A 20,376-nucleotide genomic window follows, 5' to 3' on the forward strand; every position below is an offset into this window, starting at 1 on the left:
CGCCCACCAGCTCACCTCACAAGACCCAGCAGCACGAAAGAAATGACTCCCGAGAGCAAGTTTTGCTTATGCTGGCTGGGTCCTACAGGAGGAATCCGTTGCTCAAGCCGCAGCATCTGCTCACCTTGAGGGCCGTTGTGCGCACCGGCTCGTTCGTCGTCGCCGCCCGCGATCTCGGCTACACCGCCTCCGCGATCTCGCAGCAGGTCTCGGCACTGGAGAAGGAGGCCGGGCTGGTGCTCTTCGAGAGGGAGGCGCACGGCATCCGGGCGACCGCCGCAGCCCACCGGCTGGTCGACCTCAGCGGCCCGGTCCTGGCGGCCATGGACGACCTCGGTCAGCAGGTGCGGCAGCTTGCCACCGGTGCCACCGGGCGGCTGAGACTGGGCAGCTTCCCCACCGCCGGCGTCCGGCTCGTGCCTCCGGCGCTGTCGGTCCTCACCTCGACCCAGCCGCGGGCGCAGATCCAGCTCGAGGAGGGGGAGCCGGAGGAACTCGTCGAAGCGCTGGATGGCGGCGATCTCGATGTGGCCCTGGTGTACGAGTACGGGCTCAGCCCACGGCAGTGGCCGGACGGCTTGACCCGCCATGACCTCGTGCGCGAGGACCTCGTCCTGCTCAGGGCTCGCGGCAGCGGCCTGAGCTCGCGCCTGGCCGGGCTGTCGCAGGCCCGCTGGATCACCAGTCGGGAGGGAACGGCCGGTGCGCTCGCGCTCACCCGGCTGTGCGCGGCAGCCGGCTTCGAGGCCAGGGTCGCTTTTCGCAGCAACAACTACGACGTCGTACGGGAATTGGTGGCCGCGGGTCTCGGCGTGGCGGTCGTGCCGGGGCTCGGTCACACGCCCGGCGAAGCGGTGCAAGCGACCCGGCTCGCGCAGCGCTCGGCCTTCCGCCATGTGATGGCACTGCACCGCCGCGAGAACAGCAACCCGCTGCTCGGCACAGTGATCCGTTCCTTGCGCGGTGCGGTACCGGCAGGAGAGCCGTTCGTGCACCCGGTGCAGGCTGTGGCCCTGGACGTCCGGCGATGAGCACCTGCTTCGCCTCTGCTCCTCACGCCTGGATCGCTCCCGGCGACTGCCCGCCCGCTGAAGTGCGCAGGACGTCGACCAGAGCGGCCACCGTCGGCCGGTGCTCGGCGAAGGAGCGGAACACCACCACGATGTGCCGTTCCATCGTCTCGTACAGATCCAGGACGTCCAGGCGGGACGGCCGCAGCCGCAGCATCAGATCCGTCACCACGCTGATCCCGACCCCGGCCTCCACCAGGGCGAGCGTGGCGGCCGTGTCCGTCACCTCGTGCAGAACCTGCGGTTCGAAGCCGGCCCTGCGGCACGCGGTGAGCACGGCGCGGCCGTAGTAGCTGGCGATCGACGGCAGGATCCATCCCTGTTCCCAGGTGTCCGCGAGGGAGATGCGCCGGCGACCGGGCATCGCCCCGGCGGGAACCGCGAGCGAGAAACGCTCCCGGGACAGCTCCCTCACCCGCAGGGACGGATCACGTGGAATGGGCACGTCCGGGTAGTCCAGCCCCAGCGCCAGGTCCACGGTTCCGCCGACGACCGCGTCGTACACCTCGTCCACGTCCATGTCCCGGCTGCGTACGGTCACGCCCGGATGCCTCTCGCGTACCTGTCGCAGGGCCGACGGCAGGATCTCGGCGGCGGCCGTGGCGAACAGCCCGACCCGCAGCGTCCCGGAGACCTCGTTGCGGGTACGCTCCAGCGCTTCGACGGCCTCGGCGTGCGTGGTCAGGATGCGCTCGGCGTGCAGGGCCAGCGTCACCCCGGCGTCGGTGAGTTCCACCCGCCGCCCCACTCGCCGCACCAACTGCGTGCCGGTGGCCTTCTCCAGGGCGGCGATCTGCTGGGAGACCCCGCCGGGCGTGTATCCCAGAGCTTCCGCGACCGCGGTGATGGTGCCGCGCCTGGTCAGTTCCACCAGCGACCGCAGCTGCGCACTCGTCCAGTCCATATAGAAACTCTAAAAGATCAGGAGCATTAACCGTTGATAGACGTCAATGGTTGGGCTGCTGCACCATGAGGACAGATAGCTGATCGGCATCCCTCCGCACGGACAGCCCGGCCCTCGGGCCGGTCTGGAAATGGACCCGTCCTCCGACGGGGTGGCCTCCTGGAAGGGGAGTGGCCTGTTGTCCTCCTCAGTCTTCCGCACCGTTCCCGCCTCCGCCGATGTGGTGATCATCGGTGGCGGCGTGATGGGTGCGAGCATCGCGTTCCACCTCGCCGAGGCCGGCGTGAACAACATCGTCGTCGTCGAGCGCGGCGAACTCGGCCGCGGCAGTTCGGGCAAGCCGATAGGCGGTGTGCGCGCCCAGTTCTCCGACCCGCTCAACATCGAACTGGGCAGCCGCAGCCTCCGCGCCTACCAGCGATTCCCCGACCGCCCCGGCACCGACATCAAACTCGACACGGTCGGCTACCTCTTCCTGCTCGACAACGAACAGCACGCGAATGACTTCGAGGCCGGCACCAAGCTCCAGAACAGCCTGGGCGTGCCGAGCCGCATGATCGGACCCGACGAGGCCCAGCGTCTGTGTCCCTATATCAGCACCGACGGCCTGGTGGCCGCCGCATACTCCCCGGCCGACGGGCACTGCCGTCCCGGACTGGTCGTGCAGGGGTACGCGCAGGCCGCTGCCCGGGCCGGCGTCACCATCGCCACCCACACCGCGGTCTCGGGCATCGACACCGCCGGGGACCGCCTCGTCGGTGTGCACACCACCCATGGCCGCATCGCGTGCTCCACCGTCATCTGCGCGGCAGGAGCCTGGTCGGAACAGATCGGCGACATGGCCGGCGTCGCCCTCCCGGTCAAGCCAGTGCGGCGGCAACTGGCCTTCACCGCGCCCTTCATGCCACCCGCACCGCGCATCCCGTTCACCATCGACTTCTCATCGAGCGCCTACTTCCACAACAGCGACGACGGGCTGCTGCTCGGCCTGGCCGACCCTGACCAGGAGGACGGCTTCGACACCACCTGGACCCCTCAGTGGCTGGAGCTGTTCCGCGCAGTCGCCCGCCACCGCGCTCCCGCGCTGGCCGACATGGAGACCGTCAGTGGCTGGGCCGGCCTGTACGAAGTCACCCCGGACCACAACGCGCTGATCGGCCGATCCGGCGAGCTGACCGACTTCCTTTACGCCACAGGTTTCTCCGGCCACGGCTTCCTCCAAGCGCCCGCGGTCGGCGAGATCGTGCGCGACCTGTACCTGGAGCGCGAACCGTTCACCGACATATCGCCGCTCAGCGCCGACCGGTTCCACCGCGGCGCCGAGATCCGCCCGGAAGCCCACGTGGTGTGAACCCCGAAGCGCCGCGATGTGAACCCTGACCGAAAGGCCGGACATGTCAGCAATCAGTCAGTGGCAACTGCGGGCCGCGTTCGCGGCGCGGCTGTCGGAGATGTACGGGCAGGAGGTTCCCGCCTACACCACGCTCGTGGACGTCTCACGCGAGGTCAACGAGGACGTACTGCGCGCACGGGGTGCCGATGCCGAACGCCTGGGATCCATCAGCCGGGTGACCGCCGAGCGCCACGGGGCCATCCGCGTCGGCACACCCCGCGAACTGGCCCACGTCGCCCGCATCTTCGGCGCCCTGGGCATGCACCCGGTCGGCTTCTACGACCTGCGGGAGGCTGCCGCCAGCGCCGTTCCCGTCATCTCCACCGCGTTCAGGCCCGTCGACGGCGAGGAGTTGGCGCGCAACCCGTTCCGGGTGTTCACCTCGCTGCTCACGCCCGCCGATCCGCGCTTCTTCCACCCGGACCTGCGCGCACGACTGGAGACCTTCCTCGCCGGCCGCGAGCTGTTCCCGCCGGAACTGCTCGCCCTGGCCGACCGGGCCGAGGCCGAGAAGGAACTGCCGGAGGACGACGCCGAGCGATTCCTCCAACTGGCCGTCGGGTCCTTCGAGCTGTCGGGCGAGCCGGTCGACAAGGCGTGGTACGAGACGCTGGAGCGGGTGTCCGCCGTCGCCGCGGACATCGGCGGCGTGCGCAGCACCCACATCAACCACCTCACCCCGCGCGTCCTGGACATCGACGAGCTGTACCGCCGTATGACGGACCGCGGCATCGAGATGATCGACACCATCCAGGGCCCACCGGCCTGGAAGGGCTCCGACGTCCTGCTGCGGCAGACATCCTTTCGCGCCCTGGCCGAACCCCGCGCGATGCGCACCCCGGACGGCAGCGTCGTCAGCGGCGCCTTTCGGGTCCGCTTCGGTGAGGTCGAGGCCCGCGGCATCGCCCTCACCCGCGAGGGCCGTGCTCTCTACGACGAACTCCTCGGCCACATCGACGAGCAGGCGAACCGGACCCCCGCAGAAGCCCGCAGCGAGATCGCACGCGCCGTATGGGAGCGGCACATGCCCGGCAGCGAAGAAGAACTCGCCACCGAGCAACTGGCCTACTTCACCTACCGTCCGGCCGACGACCGGCCCCGCGACGGCAGACCGCCCGCCACCATCGGCGAACTGCTGCGGCAGGGCTGGGTGCGTGCCGAGCCCATCGTCTACGAGGACTTCCTGCCCCGCTCCGCCGCCGGCATCTTCCAGTCCAACCTGAGCGGCGAGGGCACCCGCGACAACGACCAGGAAGGCACCGCCTACGACGCCGCCTGGCTGTCCGGCGCCATCGGCCGCGACGTGCTGGACCCCTACGCGCTCTACGCACAGCAGCAGGACCGCTCCCTCACCCAGGTCGCCCGCGAACTCGACCTCACCGAAGCCCTCGGCTGACCCTCACACCCTTCAAGGACCACCATGACCAGCACCGCACTGCCCACCACGGACGACCTGCGCGCCCGCGCCCGCACGGCCCTCGATCACATCGGGGTCGCCGTCCCCGGGGGCGGCGACTTCCACGCCCGCACTCCCATCACCGGCGAGAACCTCTTCGGACTGACGGCCGCCACCGACGCCGACACCGAAGAGGCCGTCGCGGCCACCCGTACGGCCTTCCTGACCTGGCGCACCACGCCCGCTCCACGCCGCGGCGAACTCGTGCGCCGGCTCGGCGAGTTGTTGCGCGCGCACAAGAGCGACCTGGCCGACCTCGTCACCATCGAAGCGGGCAAGATCCGCTCCGAGGCGCTCGGGGAGATCCAGGAGATGATCGACATCTGTGACTTCGCGGTCGGCCTGTCCCGCCAGCTCTACGGTCGCACGATCGCCTCCGAACGTCCCGGCCACCGCCTGGCCGAGACCTGGCATCCCCTTGGCGTGGTCGGTGTCATCTCCGCCTTCAACTTCCCCGCCGCCGTGTGGTCCTGGAACACCGCCGTCGCCCTCGTCTGCGGTGACACCGTGGTCTGGAAACCGTCGGAGCTCACCCCGCTGATCTCCCTGGCTTGCGACCACCTGCTTGCCCGGGCAGCCGACGAGGTCGGCGCGCCCCGCGACGTACACCGCCTCCTGCTCGGGGACCGCGCGGTCGGCGAGAAGATCGTCGACGACCCCCGCGTCGCACTCGTCAGCGCCACCGGCTCCACCCGCATGGGCCGTGAGGTCGGCCCCCGCGTCGCCGCCCGCTTCGGCCGCAGCCTGCTGGAACTCGGCGGCAACAACGCCGCGCTCGTCGCCCCGTCCGCCGACCTGGATCTCGCCGTCCAGGGCATCGTCTTCGCGGCCGCGGGCACGGCGGGGCAGCGCTGCACCACCCTGCGACGCCTCATAGTGCACCGCGACATCGCCGACACGCTTGTCGAGCGGCTGACCGCCGCTTACAACAAACTCCCCATCGGCAGCCCGTTCGACGACACCACCCTGGTCGGCCCGCTCATCTCCACCACGGCCCTCGACGTCATGACCGACGCCCTGACCCGTGTCCGGGCCCAGGGCGGCAAGATCCTCGCCGGCGGCAACCGGCGCCTGACCGAGGTCGCTCCCGCGGCCGCCTACACCGAGCCGGTCCTCGTCCGGGTCGACGAACAGACCGACGTCGTACGGGAGGAGACCTTCGCACCCATCCTGTACGTCCTCACCTACGACACCCTCGACGAGGCCATTGCCCTGCACAACGACGTCTCCCAGGGGCTCTCGTCCAGCATCTTCACCCGCGACCAGCAGGAAGCCGAGATCTTCCTGTCGGCGGCCGGCTCCGACTGCGGCATCGCCAACGTCAACATCGGCACCTCAGGAGCCGAGATCGGCGGCGCTTTCGGCGGCGAGAAGGACACCGGCGGCGGGCGCGAGTCCGGCTCCGACGCCTGGAAGTCCTACATGCGCCCGGCCACCAACACCATCAACTACTCCAGCGAACTCAACCTCGCCCAGGGCGTCAGCTTCCTATGATCGGAGCCCTCGCCACAGGTGAACACGCCGCCAGGGTGGGATGCCGATCTGTGGCACCCCCGACCAGATGGAGACCCCCCTCCTCGGACGCCCGCCGCAGACCGTCCGCTGTGCACTGGGGAACCAGCCGCGCATCCAGAAGCCGGCGACTGGTGCATGACATTGATCGCCTCCCGGGCGGACTCGGCGAGCGGTGGTGTTCCGGGGGCGGGGCCGCCAGTGGGACCGGCTGAGGGAGACGGCGAGGGTCACGACCGCGTCCGCTGCTCCCGTACGCTGCTCAGAGCCTGGCAGAGTCCATGAAAGACGCCTTTCCTCTACCGAATGGGTGATCTCGCTCGGGGTGGGTTCCCGGCCGGTGTCAGCCCTTTCCACGAGGACGCCCGTGGAAGCACGGTGCGCGAGCCGTGCCGGGTCTGCCCGAGGTCGCGTCCGCTGGAGCACAACGATGCTTCCAGGCAACCCCACTTCAGAAGAGCCCAAGCTTCTGAGGGCTGTAAGAACAAAGAACGTTCTTCGTCTGCTGGTAGTGGTCCAGCATCATCTTGTGGGTCTCGCGGATGGCGTCCCGTGGAGTGGTGTAACGGATCTTGGCGGGGAAGTGCGCCGCTTCCGTGCCCTCGCGTGCATCGACTGCCGGTGAATGCTCCCTGAGAACGGGGCAGGCCACCGTGCAACTGTCCTTGGTGAACTGCCAGTTCGGTCCAAGGGGGTGCCCGGTGGCCTTGTCCCAGCATGACCTACTTCGCCTGCTTGAGTCACTACGTTCGGCAGATGGTCTTGAACTCGTCCGTGAGGTCGCTGAGCGGCTGCTGCAGGAACTGATCGAGGCCGAGGCCACTGCCCGGATCGGTGCGGAGTGGGGCGAGAGGACCGACACCCGCACCACCTGGCGCAACGGGCACCGGGAGAAGACCGTGACCACGCAGGCCGGAGACCTGGAGCTCGCGATCCCGAAACTGCGGGCCGGCAGTTTCTTCCCGAGCCTGCTCGAGCGTCGGCGCCGGATCGACCAGGCCCTCTACGCGGTCGTCATGGAGGCATACGTCCACGGCGTCTCCACTCGCTCGGTCGACGACCTGGTCAAAGCCCTCGGCTCGGACACCGGCATATCAAAGAGCGAGGTCTCCCGGATCTGCGCGGACCTCGACGAACAACTCGACGCGTTCCGCACCCGGCCGTTGGATCACACCCGCTTCCCCTATGTCTATCTCGATGCCACCTACGTCAAGGCGCGCGTGAACCACCAGATCGTCTCCCAGGCCGTCGTCATCGCCACCGGCGTCACCGAGGACGGCGGCCGTGAGGTCCTGGGCGTCATGGTCGGCGACAGCGAAACCGAAGCGTTCTGGACCGAGTTCCTGCGCTCATTACGGGAACGCGGCCTGACCGGTGTCCGTCTCGTCATCTCCGACAGCCACAGCGGTTTGGTCAAGGCCATCCGCAAGGTCATGCTCGGCGCCGCCTGGCAGCGCTGTCGTGTCCACTTCGTCCGCAACGTCTTCTCGGTGATCCCGAAGGGAGCCGCGGAGATGGTCGCCGCGACGATCCGCACGCTCTTCGCCCAGCCCACCGCCGAAGCGGTCCGGGCCCACCTCGACACCGTCGCGGACATGCTCGGCGAGCAGTTCCCCAAGGTCAGAGAGATGCTTCTCGACGCGAAGGAGGACCTGACCGCGTTCGCAGACTTCCCCCACCAGCACTGGAAGAAGATCCAGTCAACCAACCCGCTCGAGCGACTGAACCGGGAGATCAAACGCCGTTCCGACGTCGTCCAGGTCTTCCCGAACACCGGCGCCGTCGACCGGCTCGCCACCGCTGTCCTCGTCGAGCTCCACGACGAGTGGATCGCCTTCCCCCGCCGCTACCTCTCCATCGAGAGCATGGACAGTCTCTATCCGGACAACGCCACCTGCCTGCCCGGCACCACCGAATGATCAGCTACACCACACCAAGGGACACGACCGTCTCGCGGCCGATGCTCGAGCCCTTGTAGCCGCCGAAGGCCGCGTGCGCCGGGCGGGCGTGTGAGTGACGGTGGTACGACGGCCCACGCCGCCGTGGTCTGCCTCACTGTGGCCCAGCGGGTTGGCGCCCGGCCGTGCGGATGACCGTCGCCGGCTGCGGATGTCAGTAGCGCAGGGCGGTTGCCAGCCCGGCTGTTGCGATCACCCGGCGTGCGTCACGCGGACCGAACAGGCGCAGGGAGTGCTCGTGCACCTCCGCGTCGCACCTCGCCCGGCCGCCGTAGCGCAGGGAGCCCTGCGCCGCCGCAGGTCACCGCGCTGCCCCATGTGCTTCCCCTGCCGTCGAACACGGACAACTCGTTGTCGGCGATGCCGCCCCCGGACCGCTCGGACAGCGCCCCGGCACCGACGGACTCGTCAGATGTGGGCGTCCGAGCGGCCCGCGCGGCTGCTGGTCTCCACAAGGCGGGAGACGGGGGCAGAGCCGTGATGCGTGGGGCAGATCGGCCCTCGTGCGGGACCGGTCGGCCCTGTTCGCAGCGGTGATCAAGGGACATGTGATGGGCGCCGTTGCGCCGTCCGACCCAGGCACCACCCCCGGCCCACCGCGATGCCAGCCCCCGGACAGGCCGGGACCTGGCACATGGTGCCGCCTGCTGCGTGTCTTCCCGCTCGCCGAATGAGGCCGCATGGCCCGCAGCGGAGGGCCGGTCAACCCTCGTCCCCAACGGTCCGGCGGCACAAGGTTGACAGAACACAGGAGAGTTCGGCGAAGGAGCCGTGATGCAGACCCGGGAAGTCGACGCGCCAGCCGTTCAGGCCCTGCTGGCCGCAGCGGTGGCGGCGCCGTCGATCCACAACACGCAGCCCTGGCGGTTCGGCCTTGACCCGGACGGCAGATCGATCCTGGTCCGCGTCGACCTCAGACGACGCCTCCCGATAACCGATCCCCAACTACGCGCCCAGTACCTGTCGGTGGGCGCCGCTGTCTTCAACATCCGGGTGGCCGCGGAGTCACTGGGCTGGGATCCCGTTGTCCGGCTGCGTCCTGCACCAGACGATCCGGATCTGCTCGCCACGGTGCAGCTGACCGAGCCTGTTGAGGGCGGGCAGCTGTCCTTGAGCGGGCTGTACGGGGCGGTCGAGCGGCGCCACACGAGCCGGATGCCCTTCACCGGCCGCCCCGTGCCGGACCCGATCGTGAACGAGATGATCAGCTCGGCCCGGGCCGAGGGCGCGCACCTGGAAGTTCCCGACATCATGGCGACGCGGCGCCTGCTGCGCCTGACGGCCGCAGCCGAGGCCCGCAACGCCGGCCACCCAGCCCGCGCGGCCGAGGCGCGTACCTGGATCACCGCCCCGGGAGCGGACGCCGCCTACGGCATTCCCTTCACAGTCCTGGGCCCGCGGGATGCGTCCGGGCGGATACCGGTGCGAGACTTCACCGGTGCGCTGCCTGTGCCGCAGCTGCCCGCACTGCGCTTCGAGCGCCATGCCCAGGCGGCTCTGCTGTGGACGTCCCACGACGGACGGGACGACTGGCTACGGGCGGGTCAGGCCCTGGAGCGCGTGCTGCTGACGGCGACCGTGCACGGGGTGCGGACCTCGATGCTGCACCAGGCGATGGAGTGGCCGGACCTGCGGGAGGCGATGGCCGGATCGAGGCAGCGCTGCAGCCCACAGCTGCTGATCCGGTTCGGCTACGGTCCGGACGGCGCGCGTACGCCCCGCGCGTCCACGAACGTCGTACCTGATGCGCTGGAGTCGGGGGGCCACCACAGGGGTAGCGGGCCGGCGGAGTGACCTCCCGCCGTCGGCCCGGGCTGCTGCCCGCGCTGCCGGACGCCTGCCCGCGTTGGAGGTGGCAAGATCCCGCAGCGGCTACTCGCTATGCCTCACCGCGGGCCGGGCGTTCCCCTGAGTTCGCGTCCGGTGACCATCTCGGACTCGATCCGTACGAACACCGACTCCCGCAAGGGCATCCAGGAGCTCGGGCCGGTCTGCGTAAGGCGCTCGTGCTCGGCGGGATCCGTCACCACGGTGGCCCGTCCGGTGACGACCACGCTCCAGCCGGACCGGGTCGCCGCGTCGAATTCGTCCGCCTCGAAGGCGACCACGACGCCGTCGATGGCGTGGACGAGGTCCGAGTCCGGTGAGGTGCACAGAAGGACGGAGGCGTCCGTGTCCAGGGAGAAGTTGATGGGGAGGACCGCCGGCAGTGCCTGTCGGGTGTGCACCACGCGGCCGACCGGCACCTTGGCCAGCAGGCGCAGGCACTCCTGCCGGTCGAGTGCGCGAAAGCCGTCTGTCTGGAACATCAGTCCATAGTCCCCCGTCGGCGATGGGTGGGGTAGGGCCGACCGGCCCTACCCCACCGGGACACAGCGGCTGCACGCGGCGGCCTCGGGTGCACGGGACCGTGGGAGGGACGATCGGGTCTGAACCCGGGGCCTGTCCGGCCCTCTGGAGGGACTGATGGCCCATGCCGGCGGCGAGCCCGGATGCGGACAGTGGCTGGCTACGGGACGCCGTTGGGCAGGCAAGGGGCCTGCCCACGCGATTGCGATCCCGGTGGTGCCGCACCACCATCCGAGGAAAGGGACGGACAACATGGTCCAGCCGTTTAAGTCGAAGGGCGACAGCTCACCGTCAGGTGCTCCGGTGTCCCGCCAGGCGTGGCTGATGCTGGCCTTGGCCACTGTCGGCTTCGCCGTGAACTTCTGGGCGTGGGCGCTGCTGAGCCCGCTCGGCCCGCGGTTCAAGGACAGTCTCGACCTGTCGTCGTTCGAGCAGTCGCTGCTGGTGGCGGTGCCGGTCGTGGTCGGCTCCCTGGGCCGGATCCCGGTGGGCGCCCTGACCGACCGGTTCGGCGGACGCGTGATGTTCCCGATCGTGTCGGCGGTCACCATCGTGCCGGTGCTCTACCTCGGCCTGGCCGGGCACTCCTCCCTCGCCGCGCTGCTGGTCGGCGGGTTCTTCCTCGGCATTGGCGGCACCGCCTTCGCCGTCGGTGTGCCCCTCGTGAGCGCCTGGTTCCCGCCCGAGCGGCGGGGCCTCGCGATCGGCGTCTTCGGCGTCGGCATGGGCGGCACCGCGATCAGCGCCCTGACCACGGTCAAGCTCGTCGACGCGGGCAGCATGGCGACCCCGTTCCTGATCACCGCCGCGGTGCTCGCCGTCTACGCCGTGGCCGCCGCGCTGCTGCTGCGCGACGCCCCCGGCCGCACCGTGCCGACCGAGCCCCTGGCCCGCCGTTTGGCCGCGACCGCGCGCCTCGGCATCACCTGGCAGGCGTCCGCGCTGTACGCGGTGGCCTTCGGCGGCTACGTGGCCTTCTCCGTCTACCTGCCCACCTACCTCAAGACCGGCTACGGCCTCACCCAGGCCGACGCCGCCAACCGCATGGCCGGCTTCGTGCTCCTCGCGGTGGCGATGCGCCCGGTCGGCGGCTGGCTGTCCGACCGGCTGGGCCCGGTCCGGGTGCTCGCCGGCTCGCTGGCCGTGGTCGTCGCCGGAGCGGTCGTGCAGTCGTTCTCCCTGGCCCTGGCCCCGGTGGGCACGATCGCCTTCCTGTCGATGGCCGCCGCGCTCGGCGCGGGCAGCGGAGCGACCTTCGCCCTGGTGGCCCTGCGGACCCCGGCGAACCAGGTCGGCTCGGTGACCGGCGTGGTCGGCGCCGCGGGCGGCCTTGGCGGCTTCCTCCCGCCGCTGGTCATGGGCTCGCTGTACGGGCAGTACGGAACGTACGCAGCCGGTCTCGCCCTGCTCGCGATCGTGGCCGCGGCGGCGCTGGCCTACACCCTCACCGGCGTCCGCACCGCCGTCCACGGCGGCGACCCGGCTCCGCGGACCGGCCGTGGGCGCCGACACCGCACCGCGCACACCACCGTGTGAGAACACACCCGGCTGAGAACGACGGACCGAACAACCAAGGAGCATCACCGGTGTGCGAGTACTGCGGCGGCCAGGCACCGGAGACCATCGACGAACTGACCCAGGAGCACGAAAGGGTCGTGAACCTCATCAGCCAGGTACGCGACGCCCGGCGTGACGGCGCGATCGCCCGGATGGCCGAGCTCGCGCGCGAGATCACCTCCGTGCTCGGCCCGCACACCCAGGTGGAGGAGCGCGGCTTGTTCCCCGCGATGGCCACGGAGTTTCCGGAGCAGATCGCCGCCCTGGAGGCCGAGCACCGCCGCATCGAAGCGGTGCTGGCGGAGGCGGACGGACCGTTCCTGACTGACCCGGGCTGGCCGGACCGGCTGATCGACACCCTCGACCTGCTGCGCGAGCACATCCTCAAGGAACAGGACGGCGTCTTCCCGGCCGCGCTCGCCACCCTCGACACCGAGGACTGGGAAGCGGTGGAGAAAGCGCGCGTAAAGGCAGGCAGCGCCCTGTCCCGGCCGGCTGCCTGACCGCTCACTCACGGCCCACCGTCGGACAGATCCGGCGGTGGGCCGCCTGCGCACTGCATTGCGGCCCGGCCGGGCCGCCTTTTGGTTCGGCACCTCCCGGCACAGCCCTGCAGAGCCCGGGTAACCGCCTCGGCGCGCAGACGATCTCCACGGGCCTTGTTTTGCCCACTTGTGGTGCGGCTGTTGACCTTTTGGGGGATTGCGGTCGTAGAGTCGCGTGCGGCCAGACTCGATCATGACTCGAACGGGCCGGCACGCCCGGGGCGGAGTGGCACGGTGGGCACGGAAACCAGCCAGGCACGGGCGGGCATGGACGGCGGGCTGGCGGAGGCGCTGGTGCGCAGCCGCCGGTTCTTCACCCGGGCAGAGGTCTCTGAGGATCAGCGCACGCTGCACCGAAAGGGCGGGCGCCAGGCGGACGAGTTCTACCGGGACCGTTGGTCGCACGACAAGGTGGTCCGTTCGACCCACGGCGTGAACTGCACCGGCTCGTGCTCGTGGAAGGTGTATGTCAAGGACGGCATCATCACCTGGGAGGCCCACCGACTACCCGTCGGTGGGCCCGGACCGGCCGGAGTACGAGCCGCGCGGCTGCCCGCGCGGGGCGGCCTTCTCCTGGTACACCTACTCGCCCACGAGGGTGCGCTACCCGTACGTACGCGGCGTACTGCTCCAGATGTACCGCGAGGCCAAGGCCCGGCTCGGCGGTGACCCGGTGGCGGCCTGGGCGGACATCGTCTCCGACCCGGAGCGCTCCCGCCGCTACAAGCGGGCGCGCGCGGCAAGGGCGGCCTGGTGAGGGCGAGTTGGGACGAGGCGGTCGAGATGGTCGCCGCCGTGCACGTGCACACCATCAAGGAGTACGGCCCGGACCGGCTGGCCGGCTTCTCACCGATCCCGGCGATGTCGATGGTCTCGCACGCCGCCGGCGCCCGCTTCTACTCGCTGCTGGGCGGCGCGATGCTGTCGTTCTACGACTGGTACGCGGACCTGCCGGTGGCCTCGCCGCAGATGTTCGGCGACCAGACCGACGTACCGGAGTCGGGGGACTGGTGGGACGCCGGCTTTCTGATCATGTGGGGTTCCAACCTGCCGGTGACCCGTACCCCGGACGCTCACTGGATGGCCGAGGCCCGCTACCGCGGCCAGAAGGTGATCGCGGTCTCACCGGATTACGCGGACAACGTGAAGTTCGCCGATGAGTGGCTCGCAGCCCAGCCGGGGACCGACGGGGCACTGGCGATGGCCATGGGGCATGTGATCATCAAGGAGTTCTTCGTCGACCGGTCCACCCCGTACTTCACCGATTACGTCAAGCAGTACACGGATCTGCCCTTCCTGGTCACCCTCGACGAGGCGGAGGGCGAGCCGGGCACGTACACGCCCGGCAAGTTCCTCACTGCCGCCGACCTCGGCGGCGAGGCTGCCGCGGCTGAGCACGCGGAGTTCGGACCGTGCTGCTGGATGCGGCCACCGGGCAACCGGTGGTGCCGAACGGAACGCTCGGCGACCGCTACGGCGATTCGGGTGCCGGGAAGTGGAACCTGGACCTCGGTGACACGCAGCCCCTGCTGTCCGCCGAGGGCGGCGACGAGGTACCGGTCGCGGTCGAACTGCCCCGCTTCGACGCCCCCGACGGCGTGCGCCGACCGGCTGCGGCGCGGCGTACCGGTACGGCGGGTCGCCGGACGCCTGGTGACCACGGTCTACGACCTGCTGCTGGCCCAGTACGGGGTGGCCCGCGACGGTCTGCCAGGGGAGTGGCCCACCTCGTACGACGACGCCACTCAGCCGTACACCCCCGCCTGGCAGGCGGCCATCACCGGGGTGGACGCGGGGAAGGCGGCCCGGATCGCCCGGGAGTTCGCGGCCAAAGCCGCGGAGTCCGGCGGCCGTTCGATGATCATCATGGGCGCGGGGACGAACCACTGGTTCCACTCCGACACCATCTACCGGGCGTTCTTGACCCTGACCACGCTGACCGGCTGTCAGGGCGTGAACGGCGGCGGCTGGGCCCACTACGTCGGGCAGGAGAAGGTCCGCCCGATCACCGGCTACTCGGCGATCGCGACCGCTGCCGACTGGAACCGTCCGGCCCGGCTGGTGATCCAGACCGCGTACTGGTACCTGCACGGTGACCAGTTCCGCTACGACCCGTTCTCCGCCGACACCCTCGCGGCGGCCGGGTCCGGCGGCCCGTTCGTGGGGAAGACCACCGCCGACGTTCGCGCAGTCGGCACGGATGGGCTGGATGCCGTCGTATCCGACATTCGACCGCAACCCCCTCGATCTGGCCGACGAGGCCGAGGCGGCCGGGCGCGGTGTGGGGGTGAGCACGTCGTGGCGGAACTCAAGGCCGGGCGGCTGGGATTCGCGGGAGAGGATCCGGACGCCCCCAGAACTTCCCTCGCGTGCTCACCGTGTGGCGGGCCAACCTGCTGGGCTCCTCCGCGAAAGGCAACGAGTACCTCCTCAAGCACCTGCTCGGCACCGACTCCTCCGTCCGCGCCACCGAGGCCCCGCCGGACGCCCGCCCCCGGGAAGTGGTGTGGCGAGAGGAGGCCCCGGAGGGCAAGCTCGACCTGCTGCTGAGCCACGGCGGTCACGTTGCTGATCACGGTGGGGGACAACCCGGAACGGCTGGACAGCGAGTCGTCGTTCGCCGCGCTGTGCGGTGTCAGTCCTGTCGAGCGTTCCTCGGGACGCAGGCAATTCCGTCGCCTCAACCGCGGCGGGGACCGGCAGGCCAACGCCGCGCTCCACCGCATCGTGTTCACCCGCCTGCGGGTCGACCCGCGCACTCAGGACTACTACGAGCGCCGGATCAAGGAGGGCAAGACGCGGCGCGAAATCGTCCGCTGCCTCAAACGCTACGCGGCCCGGGAGGTCTTCCACCTGGTAAGACAGCTACAGCAAGCCCCCCGCTCATAGGGGCTGTGACAGGCAGGTGACAGAACAGGCGATGCGGGGCCCCTTGGCAGAAGCCCCGCCGGAATCCCGGTCGGTGCTTCTGCGTACGGCGGGTCACGACAGCGTTCAGCGTCCGGCGTGTACGCCGATGTACTCCGAATGTCAGTCGGTCATGCTGCCCATCTTCCAGACGGTCATGGACTTGACGACGCTGCCGTCGCCGAAGAGTCGCAGGCCGAGGGAGTCCTGCCGGAATGGGTAGGCGCGGGTGGTGATCGACTTGTGTGAGTTCGCGTAGGTCTCGATCACCGAGCGGTCGACGAACACGTCCAGTGTCAGAGTGCCGTTCGAGAGTGTCAGCGGCCCCTTCTGTATACCGAGGTTCGGCTCGGCGCTGGAGTTGTTCCCGGACCTCGTTCTGTCCACTCCAAGTTGTCCGGCGGGCGCGTCGTAGAACAGGCGTGTCCGTTCTTCATCCCCCGGGCTGCGCAGCACGTCGAGACCGAAGGTGTCGGCGCTGCCGCGCTCGAGTGTCAGCTTGATGTGGAGCATGTCCCCCTTGATGTTCGTCAGGCGCGCGTTCGCGTCGGTGACGGACGTCGGGGCACTGATGTCCACGAGGGTTTCGCCGACGTGGAGGCGTGAGACCTCCTCGACGGGGCTGAAGCCGAGGTCGCCGTCGGACAGCATGGACAGTTCGATGGGGAGGCCGGCGTTGTGCGCCCACCCTGCGTCGTAGTGGGCGCGCTCGGTCCGCCGGTCCTGCGCGATGCTGAAGACCAGAGAGCGCCCCTTGTCGTCCACCGTTCCGCTGGGGCCGGTGAAGTGGTCGCCGTAGTCCATCAGCTTCGGTTCTGTGGTGTCGGGTGTCCAGCGGCGGGCCTGGGCGTCCCAGGTGCCGACCCAGTAGTAGACGTACTTGCTGCTGTACTCGCCGGGGCCGGCGGGGAAGGCCGGGTTGACGAGCAGGGCCCGGCGCTCGCGGCCTTGAGCGTCCTTTCCGATCGGCAGGAACGTGGGCAGCTCCCAGACCTGGCCGGTCCTGGGGTGGGCCGCCACGTCACCGACCATCAGTGGTCCGGAGTAGGCCCAGTCGGTGAGGTTCTTGGAGGTGTAGAGGAGCGCTGTGCCTCCGACGTCCCTGCCGTCGTTGGTCTGGACGCCGGAGCCCATCAGCTGGAACCAGGTGTCGCCCTCCTTCCAGACGAACGGGTCGCGGAAGTCCCCGAAGCGGACCTTTCGTCCGGCGCCGACATCGAGGTCGGCGGTCTGGCTGGTGACGAGGGTGGGGTGCATCTTCCACTCGACCAGGTCGGGATCGCCGGGGTCGACGGGGCGCGCGAGTCCGGTCGCCTGGTTGGGGCGCTGGGCGTCGTTGCCGGCCGTGAACAGCAGGACGGGCACGCCGTTCTCGTCGAGGGTGGCGTCGCCGGACCAGACCCCGTCGGGTGCCACGCTGTCCTCGGTGGGCGCGAGCGCGACGGGCAGGTCGCTCCAGTGCACCAGGTCCTCGCTCACCGCGTGTCCCCAGCTGATGTTGTGCCAGTAGGGGCCGTGGGAGTTGTGCTGGTAGAAGAGGTGGTACTTGCCCTTGTACTGGATGGGAGCATGAGGCTCGTTCATCCAGTGGTTCGGGGCGGTGAAGTGGTAGCCCGGACGGTACCGGTCACCGTCGTAGCGCGAACGGTCCATGTCCATCTCGGCCATGGGAGTGACGCCACCGGCGAAGGACCGCACATCCTTCTGATGGCCGGCCGTCACCGACGCCGGGGCGAGTGCGCTGGTGTGGATCTTCACCTCGTCGATCAGTCCGTTGAACATGTTCACGGCGAATGTGCCGTTGATGATGGCGGGCTGGTTGTGACGGCCGATGATCAGCGGAACATCGGCCTTGGCCAGCCGCGCGGTTGTGGGGATGGCCGTCTGGGCGACCTGCTCGCCGTTGAGGAAGAGCCTGATCGCTCCGTCGCCCGGTGCGAACACCGCCGAGAGGTGCGCCCACTTGCCCGCGGCCAGGGCCGCCGACTTCGGGACCGTCGTCTCGTACCACGTGTCACCGGTTCCGACGCCGAATTGCCACCGTCCATGCCGGCCGACACCGAGGGAGAAGCCTCGCTTCGCCCCCTTGTCCTGCTGGTTGACGACGGCGGACGGCTTCCCCTCGTCACCCCACTCGAACGCGCGCGGCGCGACCCACGCCTCGACCGTCATGCCGTCCGTGGGCAGCTGCGTCTGCGCCGCGGCCCGCGTGACCCAGGTGGAATAGCCGTCGAACAGAAGGGAGCCGGAGAGTACGCCGTCCTCCTCGCGCTTCGGGCGCCAGAGCGGATCGCTGTCCGGCTTGTACGGCGCGTCGTTGAAGACGTAGCTGATGGGGTCGGCGGCCTGGCTGATTCTCTCCTTGGTCGTGGTGCCCTTGCCGTCGGCGAAGTCCCAGTAGGCGGCGAGTCCCGCTTCGGAGGGATCCGGCGCCTTGTCGATCCCCACCCTGACGTCGTCGAGGTTGATGTGGCCCCAGCCGCCGGTGGCCCGGTCGACCGCGGTGATGCGCAGCTGCCTGCCCAGGTGCTCACGTGCGTCCCAGGTAACTCTGCGGTACGCCTCGTCGTCGGTTCCGGTGGCTTTGTGGAGCACTGTGCCGTCGAGTGTGGTGAGGGCGACGTACAGGTCGTTGTCGTTACGGCCGCCGGACACGAGCGCGCTGACCATTCCGGTGCCGGTCAGTGTGAACGGCTCGGATGTGACGGTCCCGGTGGGTGCGTCGCCGCCGCCGGCGAAGCCCCATAAGTGGTGGGTGCCCTGCTGGTTGAAGCAGCAGCCCCATCCCCAGCCCGGCTCGTCGGTGACCGCTCCGTTGAACGCTGTTCCCGTAGTGGTCCAGCCGCTCAAGTCGCCGGTCTCGAAGTCCGGGTTGGACAGGCTGCTCTCGCTTGCGTCGGCGGGTGCCGTCATCAGGGGTGACGTCAGGCCGAGACATATCGTGAGCGCGAGCAGCAGTCGCAGAACGTTGAGCGAGGGCCTCGTTGCGCCCCTCGCCGGTGAGCATGTGCGCATGCATACCTCCGGTTGTGGGTGATGGGGGAGCAGGCATGTCGGACGCTGCGGCCGAAGCCGTCGGCGCCCCGCGCCGGCGCCCGCCCCGCGAGAAGCAGTCGAAAGCCGCACCGCCGGGGGCAGAACCGGTGGGCGAGATGACCGTGTCTCCCGTGACGGCAGACAGAGCGCGCACTGACGCGATCGTGTTCAGGTGTGGGACGGCAGCCCGTTCGACGTCGGCTTTCAGCGCTGCCTCGTCCGCGCTGGGCGGGTTCGCGCCCGGGGCCAAGGACGTCCGGGCAGTGTTGGGTTCCGAGCGGCGGCGGTAGCGGCAGCGAACGAGAACGGGACAATCGCGCCGCCCACGGCGGCCGAAACGACACTGACGGCCGGTTTCTCCTCATGGCTGACTCCTGGGACGGTGCGGCAGAGTTTCGTCGTGCCAAATCGGTTCAACCACGTGGCTCCGCATCGTTCGCGTGCCGTCTCGGCTAAAGCAAGGGCTAACGCGAAGCGATTTACCGTGGCGTTACCTGGAGATGGGGCATAGCGGTACAAAACCTCGCTGTTTCGAGTTCGAGGTGTCCAAGGTGTTGACGTCGCGCGAAGAGCGCATCACTCTCGTCGCAACCTTGCTAATCCGATTTAACAAGGGAGCTGAGTCGCTGATGTCTGAACGCCGCGTGACGATGGCCGACGTTGCCCGCAGGGCAGGTGTCTCGCCGACCACCGCGTCGTTCGCCCTCTCCGGCCGCACCGACATGCGCATCTCCGCCGCTTCCCGTGAACGCGTGCTGGAGGCCGCCCGGGAGCTGGGCTACCGCCCCAACGTCACGGCACGCAGCCTGCGGACCAAGTCAACCCAGACCATCGGGTTCGTGTCCGACCTGATCACCACGACACCGTTCGCGGGAGACGTGATCCGCGGCGCGCTGGAGGCCGCCCGGGAACGCGACCACCTGCTGTTCATCACGGAGGCCGGCGGCGACCGCGCCGCCGAGTCGTCACTCGTCCACGCGCTGCTCGACCGTCAGGTCGACGCGGTGATCTACGCGTCCATGTTCACCCGGTACATCACCCCGCCCAAGGAGCTGTACGGGCGCCGGGTGGTCCTGCTGAACTGCCTGGCCCCCGGCTTCGACGCGCCATCCGTCGTCCCGGACGAACTGGAGGCCGGCCGGGACGCGGCCCGTGCCCTGCTCGCGGCCGGCCACACCGAAGGCATCTGGGCCATTGGCGGTCACCAGGCGGTGCCGGCCACCCCTGAGGGGATCATCGCCGGCGATGAGCGCATGCGCGGCCTGGAAGAGGTCCTGCGGGCGGGCGGGGCCCGCCTGGACGGCGTCATCGAGTGCGACTGGAACACGCACGACGGCTACCGGGAGGTCTCCGCGCTGCTGGCGGCGGGCCACGGCCCCCGGGCGCTGGTGTGCCTGACCGACCGGCTGTCCTTCGGCGCTTACCAGGCGCTGGGCGAGGCAGGGCTGTCCGTGCCCGGTGACGTGTCGGTGGTCTCCTTCGACGACCAGGACATCGCGGCCGTACTGCGCCCGGCGCTCACCACCCTCAAGCTGCCGCATTACCAACTTGGCCGCCTCGCCGTGGAGTTGATCCTGGGCGAGGGGCCGCTCGAAGCCGCCGTACACCGTGTGCCCATGCCGCTGCGGGAGCGTGCCTCCATCGGCGCGCCCGCTGCGGGCTGACACCAGGCACCCGAAGACGGTCGTC

General features: G+C 69.7%; 14 protein-coding genes and 1 pseudogene. 12 read left to right on the forward strand and 3 right to left on the reverse strand.

The features are described 5' to 3' along the window. Positions 1–98: 98 nt before the first annotated feature. On the forward strand, positions 99–1,031 hold the full coding sequence (locus ACZ5TL_RS26995) for a LysR family transcriptional regulator (protein WP_468592959.1): 933 nt from the start codon (positions 99–101) through the stop codon (positions 1,029–1,031). A gap of 22 nt (positions 1,032–1,053) precedes the next feature. Here the strand turns inward: ACZ5TL_RS26995 and ACZ5TL_RS27000 are convergent, their stop codons facing one another. Beyond that, entirely contained in the window at positions 1,054–1,974 is a 921-nt protein-coding gene (locus tag ACZ5TL_RS27000; RefSeq protein ID WP_468592960.1) for a LysR family transcriptional regulator, read from the reverse strand. Between the two features lie 130 nt (positions 1,975–2,104). On the opposite strand from ACZ5TL_RS27000, the gene ACZ5TL_RS27005 reads away from it, so the two are divergent. The 5 genes from ACZ5TL_RS27005 to ACZ5TL_RS27025 all read left to right on the forward strand — a co-directional run bounded on the left by ACZ5TL_RS27005 (position 2,105) and on the right by ACZ5TL_RS27025 (position 10,087). Further along, complete coding sequence (locus ACZ5TL_RS27005) at positions 2,105–3,325, forward strand: NAD(P)/FAD-dependent oxidoreductase (protein WP_468592962.1); 1,221 nt, start codon at positions 2,105–2,107, stop codon at positions 3,323–3,325. Between the two features lie 43 nt (positions 3,326–3,368). Then, on the forward strand, positions 3,369–4,763 hold the full coding sequence (hglS, locus tag ACZ5TL_RS27010) for a 2-oxoadipate dioxygenase/decarboxylase (protein WP_468592963.1): 1,395 nt from the start codon (positions 3,369–3,371) through the stop codon (positions 4,761–4,763). Between the two features lie 24 nt (positions 4,764–4,787). Continuing rightward, the gene (amaB, locus tag ACZ5TL_RS27015; protein ID WP_468592964.1) at positions 4,788–6,317 is read left to right on the forward strand and encodes an L-piperidine-6-carboxylate dehydrogenase; all 1,530 of its coding nucleotides are present in this window, start codon (positions 4,788–4,790) and stop codon (positions 6,315–6,317) included. Between the two features lie 719 nt (positions 6,318–7,036). Then, complete coding sequence (locus ACZ5TL_RS27020; protein WP_468592965.1) at positions 7,037–8,254, forward strand: IS256 family transposase; 1,218 nt, start codon at positions 7,037–7,039, stop codon at positions 8,252–8,254. A gap of 813 nt (positions 8,255–9,067) precedes the next feature. After that, positions 9,068–10,087, forward strand: a complete 1,020-nt coding sequence (locus ACZ5TL_RS27025; RefSeq protein WP_468592966.1) for an Acg family FMN-binding oxidoreductase — start codon at positions 9,068–9,070, stop codon at positions 10,085–10,087. Positions 10,088–10,179: 92 nt separating this feature from the next. Here the strand turns inward: ACZ5TL_RS27025 and ACZ5TL_RS27030 are convergent, their stop codons facing one another. Then, positions 10,180–10,602 (reverse strand): pyridoxamine 5'-phosphate oxidase family protein, encoded by a 423-nt coding sequence (locus tag ACZ5TL_RS27030; RefSeq protein ID WP_468592967.1) that lies wholly within the window; start codon positions 10,600–10,602, stop codon positions 10,180–10,182. A 292-nt stretch (positions 10,603–10,894) separates the two neighbouring features. Between ACZ5TL_RS27030 and ACZ5TL_RS27035 the strand changes: the two genes are divergently transcribed. From ACZ5TL_RS27035 to ACZ5TL_RS27055, 5 genes and pseudogenes are all read left to right on the forward strand, one after another. Next, positions 10,895–12,178: an MFS transporter gene (locus tag ACZ5TL_RS27035; RefSeq protein ID WP_468592969.1), complete on the forward strand. Its 1,284-nt coding sequence runs from the start codon at positions 10,895–10,897 to the stop codon at positions 12,176–12,178. A 50-nt stretch (positions 12,179–12,228) separates the two neighbouring features. Beyond that, on the forward strand, positions 12,229–12,702 hold the full coding sequence (locus ACZ5TL_RS27040; protein ID WP_468592970.1) for a hemerythrin domain-containing protein: 474 nt from the start codon (positions 12,229–12,231) through the stop codon (positions 12,700–12,702). 508 nt (positions 12,703–13,210) lie between these two features. After that, positions 13,211–13,501, forward strand: coding sequence for a hypothetical protein (locus ACZ5TL_RS27045; RefSeq protein WP_468592971.1), 291 nt, complete (start codon positions 13,211–13,213; stop codon positions 13,499–13,501). After that, positions 13,498–15,294 carry a molybdopterin-dependent oxidoreductase gene (locus ACZ5TL_RS27050; RefSeq protein WP_468592972.1) on the forward strand — a complete coding sequence of 599 codons (1,797 nt, stop codon included), beginning with the start codon at positions 13,498–13,500 and terminating at the stop codon, positions 15,292–15,294. The genes ACZ5TL_RS27045 and ACZ5TL_RS27050 overlap by 4 nt, the downstream gene beginning before the upstream one ends. 3 nt (positions 15,295–15,297) lie before the next feature. Further along, a pseudogene (locus tag ACZ5TL_RS27055) lies at positions 15,298–15,633 on the forward strand (transposase); the annotation flags it as partial. A gap of 141 nt (positions 15,634–15,774) precedes the next feature. Here the strand turns inward: ACZ5TL_RS27055 and ACZ5TL_RS27060 are convergent. Further along, complete coding sequence (locus tag ACZ5TL_RS27060) at positions 15,775–18,564, reverse strand: GH32 C-terminal domain-containing protein (RefSeq protein WP_468592973.1); 2,790 nt, start codon at positions 18,562–18,564, stop codon at positions 15,775–15,777. A gap of 752 nt (positions 18,565–19,316) precedes the next feature. Between ACZ5TL_RS27060 and ACZ5TL_RS27065 the strand changes: the two genes are divergently transcribed. Continuing rightward, complete coding sequence (locus ACZ5TL_RS27065) at positions 19,317–20,351, forward strand: LacI family DNA-binding transcriptional regulator (RefSeq protein WP_468592974.1); 1,035 nt, start codon at positions 19,317–19,319, stop codon at positions 20,349–20,351. Positions 20,352–20,376: the final 25 nt, after the last annotated feature.

Source organism: Streptomyces sp. NPDC033136 (assembly GCF_055578235.1).

Excerpts from the sequence above, each read along its gene's own strand:
- ACZ5TL_RS27000 (WP_468592960.1), bottom strand. The coding sequence starts at position 1,974 with ATGGACTGGACGAGTGCGCAGCTGCGGTCGCTGGTGGAACTGACCAGG.
- ACZ5TL_RS27005 (WP_468592962.1), top strand. The coding sequence starts at position 2,105 with ATGGACCCGTCCTCCGACGGGGTGGCCTCCTGGAAGGGGAGTGGCCTG.
- hglS (WP_468592963.1), top strand. The coding sequence starts at position 3,369 with ATGTCAGCAATCAGTCAGTGGCAACTGCGGGCCGCGTTCGCGGCGCGG.
- amaB (WP_468592964.1), top strand. The coding sequence starts at position 4,788 with ATGACCAGCACCGCACTGCCCACCACGGACGACCTGCGCGCCCGCGCC.
- ACZ5TL_RS27025 (WP_468592966.1), top strand. The coding sequence starts at position 9,068 with ATGCAGACCCGGGAAGTCGACGCGCCAGCCGTTCAGGCCCTGCTGGCC.
- ACZ5TL_RS27030 (WP_468592967.1), bottom strand. The coding sequence starts at position 10,602 with ATGTTCCAGACAGACGGCTTTCGCGCACTCGACCGGCAGGAGTGCCTG.
- ACZ5TL_RS27035 (WP_468592969.1), top strand. The coding sequence starts at position 10,895 with ATGGTCCAGCCGTTTAAGTCGAAGGGCGACAGCTCACCGTCAGGTGCT.
- ACZ5TL_RS27045 (WP_468592971.1), top strand. The coding sequence starts at position 13,211 with ATGTCAAGGACGGCATCATCACCTGGGAGGCCCACCGACTACCCGTCG.
- ACZ5TL_RS27060 (WP_468592973.1), bottom strand. The coding sequence starts at position 18,564 with ATGACGGCACCCGCCGACGCAAGCGAGAGCAGCCTGTCCAACCCGGAC.
- ACZ5TL_RS27065 (WP_468592974.1), top strand. The coding sequence starts at position 19,317 with ATGTCTGAACGCCGCGTGACGATGGCCGACGTTGCCCGCAGGGCAGGT.